This window comes from Trichococcus paludicola, from assembly GCF_003052295.1.
Classification (GTDB): domain Bacteria; phylum Bacillota; class Bacilli; order Lactobacillales; family Aerococcaceae; genus Trichococcus; species Trichococcus paludicola.
Window position 1 is genome coordinate 142,980 of record NZ_QBLC01000004.1, and the last position, 11,770, is coordinate 154,749.

General features: G+C 45.4%; 15 protein-coding genes and 2 other annotated features. All 15 genes read right to left on the reverse strand.

The window, feature by feature from the left end:
- Positions 1-17 precede the first annotated feature (17 nt).
- The 15 genes from C7R56_RS07280 to C7R56_RS07350 all read right to left on the reverse strand — a co-directional run bounded on the left by C7R56_RS07280 (position 18) and on the right by C7R56_RS07350 (position 11,735).
- Entirely contained in the window at positions 18-1,040 is a 1,023-nt protein-coding gene (locus tag C7R56_RS07280) for a class I SAM-dependent methyltransferase (RefSeq protein ID WP_107995896.1), read from the reverse strand.
- Positions 1,041-1,161: 121 nt separating this feature from the next.
- Entirely contained in the window at positions 1,162-1,446 is a 285-nt protein-coding gene (rpmA, locus tag C7R56_RS07285; protein ID WP_068560128.1) for a 50S ribosomal protein L27, read from the reverse strand.
- A 34-nt stretch (positions 1,447-1,480) separates the two neighbouring features.
- A complete protein-coding gene (locus C7R56_RS07290) occupies positions 1,481-1,816 on the reverse strand; it encodes a ribosomal-processing cysteine protease Prp (RefSeq protein WP_086985390.1) in 336 nt (111 codons plus the stop codon).
- Positions 1,817-1,830: 14 nt separating this feature from the next.
- Positions 1,831-2,139 carry a 50S ribosomal protein L21 gene (gene rplU, locus C7R56_RS07295; protein WP_086628296.1) on the reverse strand — a complete coding sequence of 103 codons (309 nt, stop codon included), beginning with the start codon at positions 2,137-2,139 and terminating at the stop codon, positions 1,831-1,833.
- Positions 2,140-2,155: 16 nt separating this feature from the next.
- Positions 2,156-2,229: a sequence feature (ribosomal protein L21 leader region), on the reverse strand.
- Between the two features lie 191 nt (positions 2,230-2,420).
- Positions 2,421-3,101: an amino acid ABC transporter ATP-binding protein gene (locus C7R56_RS07300; protein ID WP_107995897.1), complete on the reverse strand. Its 681-nt coding sequence runs from the start codon at positions 3,099-3,101 to the stop codon at positions 2,421-2,423.
- 15 nt (positions 3,102-3,116) lie between these two features.
- Complete coding sequence (locus tag C7R56_RS07305; RefSeq protein WP_086941783.1) at positions 3,117-3,752, reverse strand: amino acid ABC transporter permease; 636 nt, start codon at positions 3,750-3,752, stop codon at positions 3,117-3,119.
- Between the two features lie 32 nt (positions 3,753-3,784).
- On the reverse strand, positions 3,785-4,585 hold the full coding sequence (locus C7R56_RS07310; protein WP_107995898.1) for an amino acid ABC transporter substrate-binding protein: 801 nt from the start codon (positions 4,583-4,585) through the stop codon (positions 3,785-3,787).
- A 30-nt stretch (positions 4,586-4,615) separates the two neighbouring features.
- Positions 4,616-5,413, reverse strand: a complete 798-nt coding sequence (locus tag C7R56_RS07315) for an amino acid ABC transporter substrate-binding protein (RefSeq protein ID WP_107995899.1) — start codon at positions 5,411-5,413, stop codon at positions 4,616-4,618.
- Between the two features lie 104 nt (positions 5,414-5,517).
- Positions 5,518-5,768, reverse strand: a binding site (T-box leader).
- A 79-nt stretch (positions 5,769-5,847) separates the two neighbouring features.
- A complete protein-coding gene (mreD, locus tag C7R56_RS07320; protein ID WP_107995900.1) occupies positions 5,848-6,372 on the reverse strand; it encodes a rod shape-determining protein MreD in 525 nt (174 codons plus the stop codon).
- Positions 6,372-7,226, reverse strand: coding sequence for a rod shape-determining protein MreC (gene mreC, locus C7R56_RS07325; RefSeq protein WP_107995901.1), 855 nt, complete (start codon positions 7,224-7,226; stop codon positions 6,372-6,374). The genes mreD and mreC overlap by 1 nt, the downstream gene beginning before the upstream one ends.
- A 46-nt stretch (positions 7,227-7,272) precedes the next feature.
- On the reverse strand, positions 7,273-8,286 hold the full coding sequence (locus C7R56_RS07330; protein ID WP_107996023.1) for a rod shape-determining protein: 1,014 nt from the start codon (positions 8,284-8,286) through the stop codon (positions 7,273-7,275).
- A 336-nt stretch (positions 8,287-8,622) separates the two neighbouring features.
- Positions 8,623-8,823: a cold-shock protein CspD gene (gene cspD, locus C7R56_RS07335; protein WP_086628303.1), complete on the reverse strand. Its 201-nt coding sequence runs from the start codon at positions 8,821-8,823 to the stop codon at positions 8,623-8,625.
- Between the two features lie 190 nt (positions 8,824-9,013).
- Positions 9,014-9,703 (reverse strand): RadC family protein, encoded by a 690-nt coding sequence (radC, locus tag C7R56_RS07340; RefSeq protein ID WP_199903007.1) that lies wholly within the window; start codon positions 9,701-9,703, stop codon positions 9,014-9,016.
- Positions 9,704-9,763: 60 nt separating this feature from the next.
- On the reverse strand, positions 9,764-10,423 hold the full coding sequence (locus C7R56_RS07345; protein ID WP_086985395.1) for an HAD family hydrolase: 660 nt from the start codon (positions 10,421-10,423) through the stop codon (positions 9,764-9,766).
- Position 10,424: 1 nt separating this feature from the next.
- Positions 10,425-11,735: a bifunctional folylpolyglutamate synthase/dihydrofolate synthase gene (locus C7R56_RS07350; RefSeq protein WP_107995902.1), complete on the reverse strand. Its 1,311-nt coding sequence runs from the start codon at positions 11,733-11,735 to the stop codon at positions 10,425-10,427.
- Between the last annotated feature and the right edge of the window lie 35 nt (positions 11,736-11,770).

Genomic DNA, 11,770 nt, shown 5'->3' on the forward strand with positions numbered 1-11,770 from the left:
TATATCTCTAATAAATATTATATCATCTTTGCGCTCCAATTGTGGAAAATATCCAGGAAAGATTGCATCTTTTGTGCGTTTTTAAGATCTGGAATTTCCCCCAAAAGCACTTGTTCGGCTTGAATCGATTTTCCACCATTTTTTTGAACAATAATGATTGATTTTTTCATTCCATTTTTGTGGAACAGATCTGCCGGAAGGCTCAAAAATGCCTGTATATGAACGTTTTCCTTTAGCCACCCCATTAATACAGATGTTTTATCTGTTTCAAAAATATCGGATGGAACGATAAAAACCCCCCAACCGGATTCTTTTAAATAGTTCACATTTTGTTCAAACATTAAGAAATGCGCAAAAGAATTTCCTTCCGAAAAAGCTGTTTTGTAATTTTTTGCGCGCTCATTCACTGGATAATAGCCGATTGGAAAATCTGATACCATGATATCCGAGGGTTCAATCAACAGTTCCTGAAGGCTGTCCGAGTGGGTGTAATGGATTTTTTCGGCCAATCCCATCAAGGATCCGCTGTTGGCCGCGACACTGATCAACAGGTCATCGTTGTCAACTGCTTCCGCAGTCACTTCATTGCCTCTGCTTGCCAAATGCGCCAGAACGATATTGAGCAGATTCCCAGTTCCTGCTGCCAAGTCTGAAACATGCAGTTTTTCTGTCTTATCTTTTTTTATTTCTCCGATAAAATAAGCAATCAGATACGCAATCGTGTCCGGAGTCATTTGATGATTCATCTGGAGCTTGTCTTCTTTCGTAGCTTTGATGAAAGTCAGTTGTATGCTCTTGCGGATGATTTCTTTATCCAAGGCTTCCAAATTCATCTTTTTGTAGAGGCTGTTCAGGCGCTCGATTGCCTCATTTGAGGGCAATCCTTCCACTTGTTGTGCTTTCCCTTCAAAGGAAAGATTTTCCAGCGTTTCGGACAACGCTTCTATGTATGATAGTTCAGCTTCCGTTTGAAGTAATTTGATGGCTTCATCCATTAAACCGAAAAGACTCTCAACATTTGTTGCTTTCAAGTCGTTCACCGTCCCTTACTTTTTGTTGTTTTGTAAAAAACAAAAAAACCTGCGAAGGAAGTGACTAATCATTTGCCCCCGCAAGGTTTTTTGTGTGTATGTAATTGGTTGATCGGCAAAAGTACAAGTATTATTTAGCTGTAGGGTATACAGAAACTTGTTTTTTGTCACGGCCTAAACGTTCGAAACGAACGACACCGTCAACTTTTGCAAATAGAGTGTCATCTCCACCGATACCGACGTTAGTACCTGGATGAATTTTTGTTCCGCGTTGACGGTACAAAATCGATCCGCCAGTTACTGTTTGTCCGTCTGCACGTTTAGCGCCTAAACGTTTAGATTGGGACTCACGTCCGTTGGTAGTAGATCCGCCCCCTTTTTTGTGGGCGAACAATTGTAGATTCAATTTCAACATGTGGTTTGCACCTCCTTATTAAGTAGTACAGTTTTTATTGCATTTTTATGGTCACATAATCTGGATATGTCTGAGCGACATCTTCCAGTGAATAGAATAGATGCTTCAGTAAAATCTGCGTAATGTATTGCTGTTCCGCTTCCCTTTCGGAAAGTATTTCCGCATAGAGATACCCGCCTTCATCATTTGCTTCATCAACAAGCATCTGGTAACCGGCTAAACGTTCCACGCTATTCACAGTTTCGATGGCCAGTACGGAAACAGCGGCACAGATAATATCTTCACCTGCTACTCCATATCCGGCATGTCCCGTAATCTCGAAAGAAAGCAGGTTGCCATGGTCATCTTCTTTAAATTTCACTTCAATCATGTTTATTCACACTCTTATGCTTTGATTGCGTCAATGATTACTTTTGTATAAGGTTGACGATGACCTTGCTTGCGGTGTGTATCTTTTCTTCTCTTGTATTTGAAAGTAGTTACTTTCTTTTCTTTGCCCTGTTTTTCAACAGTGCCTTCTACAGAAGCACCTGTTACGAATGGAGCGCCAATTTTGGTTTCTTCTCCACCTACAAATACGATTTCATCAAAAGTTACTTTATCACCAGCTTCAGCATCTAATTTTTCAATGTAGATCGCTTGTCCAACTTCAACTTTTAATTGTTTACCACCTGTTACGATAATTGCGTACATATTCTCTGCACCTCCTTATTTTACTTAGACTCGCCAAACGAAGTGCCCTTTAAGGTCTTATGACTCCCATTCGTGCGGTTGTAGCCGTGGTGCGCACATTTACAACATTAATAGCTTATCAAAAATCGGGCCTCAAGTCAACCTAAATCAAAACATTCGGCAAATAAGGCGCCATTTACCTCACGGAGGACCAAAAACAGTAAAAGAAACAGAGCAGCTGCCCTGTTTCCTGTTTGGACTGTCCAATTTTCTGCGGACATACCCTAGTCTGCACAATATCCTTAACGGTTCTTGACGAATTCACTTGAGGATACGATCCGGGTACCATATTGTTGCCCGAACTCGATATCATGCGTAACGATCAGGATACCGGTTCCTCCTGCTGCAATTTCCTGGATCAGCTTTCCGATGCTGTCGGAAGATTCACGATCAAGCGCAGAAGTCGGTTCGTCAAAACAAAGCACGCGCGGATTCAACATCATTGCCCGGGCGATCGCAACCCTTTGCTTCTGGCCTCCGGACAACGTCGACGGCATCGAATTCAATTTGTCTTCCAATCCCATTTGTTCCAACAATCCAGCTGCCTTCGCCGTCAACTCTTCACGGCTGCCCAATTTTTGTGCAAGCGGCGCCTCCAGCAGATTGTCCAGCACAGTAAGGTTCGGGAACAAAGCGTAATCCTGAAACACCATGCCGATTTTATTTTGGTAAAGACGCCTTTGTTTGCGGTCCGCATATTCTGCGCCCTTCAAACCTTGTTTGCACAAGACAGCATCCTCAATCGAAATGGTGCCTTGGTCTGCTTTTTCAAGATTGTTGAGCAAACGCATCAATGTTGTTTTACCAGTTCCGGAACGCCCTACAAGCACAACGATCTCATTGGAATCGATGTGGAAAGAAAAATCATCGATTACGGTTATGTCATGATAAGACTTTTTTAAATTCATCGCATTTAATAACATGATTGCCGCTCCCCCCTAAAAGTTCCCTTTGGATTCAAGTTTATTCAGCAGCACCGTAATGACAGCCGTAACGGATAGATAGACGATACCCACAGCCAAGAAAGGCACTAACGAGGCATATGTATTCGCAGCAATTTGCCCCGCGCGCAACAGTTCCCCGAGACCGATGACATAAACCAAAGATGTATCTTTTACTAGCGCAATCACTTCATTCCCTACAGATGGCAATACAATCTTAGTGACCTGCGGAATGATGATTTTGAAAAACCCTCTGACCTTACCGATACCCAACACCGAAATGGCCTCGAACTGTCCTTTCGGAACAGCAGTGATACCTCCACGGAAGATTTCCGCATAATAGGCAGCGTAGTTGATCATATATGCCAAAATTGCTGCCGAAAAACGATCCAACGTAATGCCTATCAGCGGCAAACCGAAGAAAACAAACATCAATTGCAACAGCAATGGTGTCCCTCTCATAATGAAGACATATATCTGGATCAGAAAACCCAGCCACTTCGGTCCGTAAACCCGGATGACGGCAATCAGAAATCCTAACGGAATGCTGGAGATCCCTATGATGAAGAACAACGTAAGTGTCATCTTCAAGCCGTCAAGCAATGATGGCAGTATCGTCTGTATCAAGTCCATTTCATAAACCTCTTTCTTACCCTATATTTTCGTTATTCATTATAGAACCATTTATCGTATATTTCATCGAAGGTTCCGTCGTCCTTCATGTCGGCCAAAGCTGCATCGACACGCTCCTGCAAGTCCGTGTTATCCTTTTTGAAGGCAACCGCCATCTCGTCTTCCCCAAAGTTATCAGCCAGGACACGGTAGATGTCTTTACCGGACTGCTTCATGTAGTAACGCCCGTAGACTTCACCGACGACGATAGCATCCACGCGGCCCGATTCCAGGTCGCTGAAGGAATTGTTATTGGAAGGATAAAGCACCAGATCTCCGCCCAACTTTTCAAATATCCCTGATGCATCTTCCATGATTTTATCCACTGAACTGGAAGATTGTTGCGTCGAAACCAACTTCCCTTCCAAGTCCGCTTTCGTTTGGATTTCGCTGTCCTTCAAGACGATGATGGATTGCGCATCCACGATGTACGGTTCGCTCAAGAGCACTTTTTCAGCCCGTTCCGGCGTGATGGCATAGCCATTCCAGATCATGTCGATGTTACCGGAATCCAATTCGGTTTCCTTCATTGCCCAATCAATCGGTTGAAAAACCATTTCGGCTCCGATCCGTTCACCGACCTCTTTCGCCAGATCGACATCGAATCCGATGATTTCATTATTGTCATCACGGAATCCCATCGGCGCAAACGTGTCATCCAAACCTACAATCAGCGTTTCCTCAGCAACAGCTTCCGAGCTGGCGGAAGCGTCATCAGCAGTACCGCTGTTGCATCCAGCCAACAACAATAAACCCGTTCCGATCAAGGCAGCTTTTTTTAGCTTATCCAACATGCGCCTTTCCTCCTTCAACAAACAATAATGTTATTCAGCGAACCAAGTTGTGTAGATTTCATCGTACGTTCCATCTTCACGCATATCATTCAGCGCTCCGTCAATCGCTTCTTTCAGTGCGACATCTTCCTTGCGGAGACCCACACCATATTCTTCATCGCCAAAATTATCGGTAAGAACGACATACTTTTCCTCACCTTTCTGCTTCATTGTATAACGGCCCAATACTTCATCAACGACGATTGCATCACTGCGGCCGCTTTCCAGGTCGTTGAACACGTCATTGAAGCTAGGGTACAAAATAGCCGTTCCCCCTTCAAACTCAGCGCCAATTCCCGTTTCGTCGGCGTTGATGGCATCGTAAGCTGCAGATCCTTGTTGCGTCGCGACGACTTTCCCAGCCAAATCGGCTTTTGTTTCGATATCACTGTCTGCCATTGTGACAATGATTTGGCTGTTGTTCAGATACGGTTCTGTGAAAAGTACTTTCTCTTTGCGCTCATCCGTGATGGTATAGCCATTCCAGATCATGTCGATGTTCCCGGAAGCCAATTCGGTTTCCTTCATTGCCCAATCAATCGGTTGGAAAGTGATTTCCACATCCAAGCGTTCAGCAACCTCTTTCGCCAAGTCGACATCGAAACCGACGATTTCGCCGCTCTCGTCTTTGAAGCCCATCGGTGCAAAAGTATCATCCAGCCCCATCACCAATGTTTCTTTGATTCCTGAAGCTTCCGATCCGGTTGCGGAAGAATCTTCAGCAGCTCCTCCACCGCATGCAGCCAATAAACCTGTAGACGCCAACAACATTAATGCTAATTTTTTCATATTCTTCTCCTCCATATATGTGTACTTTTTTATTACCGTATTTTGTGGTGGCCCCTCATCAAGCCATTTCCAATAAAAAAAGCCCTCTAACTTCCTGCTGAAAGTTAAAGGACGATTGAAGTCGTGGTTCCACCTTTTTTTGCGGCATCTTCACAGAAACCGCCTCATAACGTTCCTTTTGAAACGTCAGTGCTGTAACGGGCACAACCGAGTCAACCTACTGAGGGCAGCGGATGCTGTCTTTTCGGCATTCTTGCTCAGAGATGTGATTTCACTGATCGCTATTGTTTGCTCGCACCACCCGCAAACTCTCTGGAAATAGGCAAAAGTTACTTTTTCTCTTCATTGCATTTAGAATTTAAGACAATAATACCACAGCGTTCGTTAAATGCAAGTATTTCATTAAAAAAAGTCTCATTTATTTCTCATCCTGTTCAATCATACATCCAGGATACAAGCTTAAACAAGGGATAATAAATTACAATGAACAACACAATATTCAACACGATTGTGGGTCCCAGCCGTTCTGAAGCGAAGGCGCTGAAATCAAGCTGCGTAATGTCCATCAAGCTGTAAAAGCCAAAAACGAATGAATCTACCGCTACAATTGCCAGGATGAACAACAAGGCCAACACAAAAACATTTTCCGTCAAATATTTCTGCATTTTCTTCACGAAATACACGATCACCGCAAAAGCGACTGCGTACACGCCCAAAATGCCGCTGTAGTAACTGTCGAACAACAGCCCGAACAGAACCGCGTAGAACTGCATCGGCTGCTTTGGGAAATAGTAGGAAAAAAGCACGAACCCGAAAAGCGCCAGGTGCGGCACGAGGATATACTCTTCACTGACGAACTGGCCCGGGAAGGCATTGATCAAAAAGCCATCCAAAATCAAAAGCAAGTAAAGCATCACAGGGATGAAATAAGTGTGATGTAAAGATCTGTTCTGCACCATCACTCACCACTCCCGCTCAGCCGTTTGATGACCGTCACGAAGCGGATATTATAAACCTCTCCGGCGGGCTCAATCGTAACTTGCTTGAACAAGCCGTAGCTGTCCATGGATACTTCTTTGACGGTTCCAATTAACAAGGCGCTTGGCGAAACGCCGCCCAAGCCTGAAGTGATCACACTGTCGCCCGGATTGATTACCGCATCAGGGGCAATCTGGGACATGGAAAGCATCTTCGTGTTCTCATCATAGCCATTGACGATGCCATGAACGGGACCGGATTCCGTTTGGATTTCAGCAGACACCCGGTTGGTCGTATCGTTCGAAGTAGTCAACAAGAGAACTTTCGCGCTGGTTGAATTGACTTCGGATACACGGCCGATCAGACCGTTTCCGGCCATCACCGACATGTCGACCTCTACCCCATCCTGTGATCCTTTGTCGATGACGATTTGGTTCAACCAACTGTCTGGGTTGCGGGATACTACAGAAGCATTGATTTGTTCATATTCTGATAAAGTGCTTTTTAATTCAAGTTCTTCCTGCATCCGTGCATTTTCTTGCTCCAGATTATAGACTTTCACTTGCAGCTCATAAACGGTATCAATTTTACTTTTTAAAGATTGATTTTCTTCATACGTATTCATCAGGTTATCGACTGAATCAACAAAATTCGCCACTACTTCCGCCGGCTTAGAAAATATTCTCGCAATGGAGCCTGTCACATCGTTCCCTACTTGTTGCGGTATCGATGTATCTTCTCTGTTGTTCGTAAGAGAATATGCTATCAAGCTGATAAAGGTGATCACACTGATCAATAGGATGATCAATTTTTTATTGTTAAAAAACTGATTCACATTGACACCTCATTTCGTACATCACTTTCAATTACATTCATTATGCTTAATGCCTTAAATTTTTACGCTTGTACACGTTGATATTCTTCAATGTTTCGCCTGTCCCGATGGAAACACAATCCAATGGGTCGTTGGCGATAAACACAGGAACTTCTGCTTCCGCTGAAATGACTTCAGCAATGTTCTTCAACAAAGCGCCGCCGCCTGTCAGAACGATGCCATGGTCAATGACGTCAGCAGATATTTCGGGAGGGGTCTCTTCCAGCACTTCCCTCACGGAAAGGATGATGTTCTCGACCACATCATGAATCGCAACCGCTACATCCTCAGCATGGATCTCTAAAGTTTTGGGCAGGCCGTTCACCATATCCCGGCCTCTTATTTCCATGGAGCCGTAAGAAGCTGCCTGTTCGATGTCGGCACAGCCGATTGTTATTTTGATGTTTTCGGCAGTGCGCTCACCGATCAGCAGACCGTATTTTTTGCGTATGAATTGAATGATTGCCTCATCCATACGATCACCACCGGCTGTGCTCGAGCGGCTTGTAACGATTCCACCAAGGGAAATCGTCGCGACATCCGTCGTCCCGCCACCGATGTCCACCACCATATTGCCTGTAGGTGCATGCACCGGCAGTCCCGCTCCCACCGCCGCGGCGAAAGGCTCTTCTATGATGAATGCTTCTTTGGCGCCGGCTGTCCGGGTAGCATCAAGAACTGCCCGCTTCTCGACTTCCGTCACACCACTCGGTACGCAGACCATCACATATGGTTTTATGAATGCATTCCCAGTCGCTTTTTTGATGAAATACTTCATCATTGCGACAGTTGTATCGTAATCCGCAATGACGCCTTCTTTCATCGGGCGCGAAGCCACAATGGTGCCGGGCGTCCTGCCAAGCATCTGGAAAGCTTCTTCCCCAACGGAAAGAATCTCCCCCGTATGGATATTTTTTGCGACGACAGAAGGTTCTCTGATCACGATGCCCTTGCCGGCTATGAAGACGATCGTATTGGCCGTACCTAAATCAATTCCGATGTTTTTACCTTTAAAATTCAAACTTACCAAGTACTTCTCATCCTTCCGTCTGATTGACTACAAACTCTCCCACAAACAAATTCTTTTCTATTTTACCACAAACCGGAACAAGAAAAACATCAATGTAACAAACAAAAGAAAGAATTAATCTATTTGACAGGAAAGCCGTCGTTCAGTAATACTGTCGTCAAATATTCATTCCAATTGACACAATATGACTACACGATTCACAGTGAATCCGCCAGTTGGTCAGCATTCCTTGATGAACATCGGATACGCGACAAACCAATTCGCTTGGCATTTAAAAAGGGCCCGAGACAGTGTCCCGGACCCTTTGATCGTTTAAGTTAAGGAATATTAGATTTTTTCTACGTTAGAAGCTTGCGGTCCACGGTTTCCATCAACGATTTCGAATGAAACTGCTTGTCCTTCTTCTAATGATTTGAATCCGTCGCCTAAGATAGCTGAGAAATGTACGAATACATCGTCACCGCTTTCGCGTTCGATAAATCCAAAACCTTTTTCTGCGTTAAACCATTTTACTGTTCCTTTTTCCATGAAAAATTCCTCCTCGTGCAAAGCACTAAAAATGTGATTCTTGCTTTTGGTACGATAGGAATGTTCAAGACAATCTTTTCTTTACCAAACAAAAACACTAATATAATGATATATCAGGTTTTCCGATATTGCAAGTTTTTTGCCATCAGATTTTCATTTTTATCTGCGGAAATACTGGCGGCAATAGAAACTAAATGATCCCGTATTCACGCAGGCTGAGATAATCATCGACCCCGATGATGAAATGATCAAGAATCTCAATACCCATCATTTCTCCGCATTCCACCATCCGGCGGGTAAACACCAAATCAGCTTCAGAGGGATCCGGATTCCCGGAAGGATGATTGTGAGCGAGGATGATCCGCGCCGCGGCAAACCTTACCGCCTCCCGAAAAATTTCGCGCGGATGCGCAACCGAACTGTTCAGGCTGCCTATGAATATCGTCTTCTTCTTGATGATTTCGTTCTTTGTGTTCAGATAGACAGCCACCACGTGTTCCTGCTGGAGGTCGCGCATCTCTTTCTGCAAAAGTGTTCCGGCGCTTTGCGTCGAGGTGATTGTACCGCTCTTCAATTGCGTGGCATTGGCTACACGGACTCCCAATTCGACACAGGCCTTTATTTCGATCGCTTTGGTTCGGCCGATTCCGTGGATCGAAGTCAATTCTTCCAGTGAGGCCAGCTTTAAAGAATGCAAATCCTCGAACTCATTCAGCACCCGTAAGGCCAACTGCATAACATTGCTGTCCCTGGGCCCTGTACGCAGAATGATCGCCAATAATTCATGCGTCGCTAGGGCTTTTTCTCCGAATTGATCCAATCTTTCACGCGGGCGCGAGGCTTTCGGAACCTCCATCAGCAGATTTGTTTCTTGCACCATCCTGTTTTACCCCTTTCCTTCCGTCTACTCAATAGATACGCAGGAAGGGGCGAAAACAGGTTATTTCTCTTTCAACCAATCCATGACCGCGTGCAGGTCCGGCAAAATGGCCGTCGTTTTTGCTTTCGCTTCGTCATCCGGAACAATCAGATCGGGGATCATGATCACTTCAATGCCCGCATCATAAGCCGCACGGATGCCATTAAGCGAATCTTCCAGGATCAGACAATCCTCTTTCGGAATGCCGAGGGGTTTCCAGGCACTCAGGAAAATTTCCGGATCCGGTTTGGCGAAGGACACTTCATCCCCGCAGACTTGGTAGCGGAAATACTGCGAAATATCAGCCAATTCAAGGTAGAAGCTGACCTCCCTCCTTCGGCTGCTGGAAGCAACGACGCACACCACTCCTTCTTCCTTCAGAAAGGCCAGCAGATCATACAGGCCTTTTTTGATCGGAAGCCCCTGCTCGGAGGCGATGGTTGTCTGCCTTTTCTTCATTTTTCTCAGGAATCGCTCCGCTAGTTCAGCGTCACCGAAGTCGGAGGCCAATTCAGGCATCACATCCCTATCGGATCGTCCTACTTGTTTCAGGTAATAATCAAAGTCGAACGCTATCGGCAAAGCCAGCTCTTCAGCCAATTCACCTTGTGCCTGGTATCCCAACGTTTCCGTATCGAACATCAATCCATCCATATCAAAAATGACTGCTTTTTTACGCATCTCAAAACTCCTCATTCTTTAATAAATAATGTCTTACTTCGGAAAGAAAATACAGTGAGCCTGTGATCAACAACAGGCCTTCTTCGGATTGCTTCGCCTTCAGATCATCGATTGCAATGCGCCAATCTTCATAGGCCGCAGCTTCGGATATGCCCATCCGCTCGCACAGTTCCTTGACCGATGCAGCTCTTGGGAAATCAAAACTGGTCACGTAAAGCTTGCTGTCAGGGATTGACTTAATCAACTGGCCCATTTCCTCCAGGTCCTTATCCGCCAACGCCGCCAACAGAATGGTGATGTCCTTATCCGAAAACTTCTTCTTGATCGCTTCAGTCAGAACTTCCATAGCCGGGATATTATGCGCACCATCCAGCATGACAAATGGTTCTTGCGAAACGATCTCCATCCGAACCGGCCAAGCTGTCCCGAGAAGCCCTGCTTTGATCGTGGTTTCCGAATAGTCTAAAACGTACTTTTGGCAGAACAGCAAGAAAGCTTGCAGCGCAGTGGCCGCATTATCGACTTGATGGCCACCCATCAAGGTTATTTCCAGGTTTTCAAAAGTGCCCAACGGAGAGGTAAAGTCAAAGACCTCATGGTAATCAGAACCCTCATGCCAATTGGAGACGCTGAAATCCGGGCCGAATACATGCAAGGGCGCAGCCTTTTTTTCCGCAGTGTCACGCATCACCGACAAAGCCTCTTCAGGCAATCTTCCAATGACGACCGGTGTCCCTTTCTTGATGATGCCCGCTTTTTGAAAGGCGATTTTCTCAATGGTATTTCCAAGAATATTGCTGTGATCTTTGCCTATCGTCGTGATGAGCGACAAATCCGGCTCGGCAACATTCGTGCTGTCGTAAAGACCGCCCAGGCCGACTTCCAACAATACGACATCGCACGGATGGGAGCCAAAATAGGAGAACATCATGGCGGTCACTACTTCGAATTCCGTCAGCGGACCCATATCCGTCAGGCCGATTTCCTCATAAAGTGCGTACAGAATGTTCGCTTGTTCCAATACGTCCTCATCCGGGATGTTCGCTCCATTCACGCCGATCCTTTCATTGAAACTGACGATATGCGGCGAGGTGAAGGTTCCCACCGTACAGCCAGCCGCCATGAACAGGCTTCTTAAGTAAGCAACATTCGACCCTTTTCCATTTGTTCCGGCAATATGGATGGATCTGAATTTACGTTCCGGGTGATCCAGTTTTTCCATCAACCATTTCATCCGGGCTATTCCCGGTTTAGGACCCATGCCTTTGCGGGAATGGATCCATTCCATCGCTTCTTCATAAGTTGCAAACATCTACCGCTTCACTCCATTTCCATTTAAGAAGAACC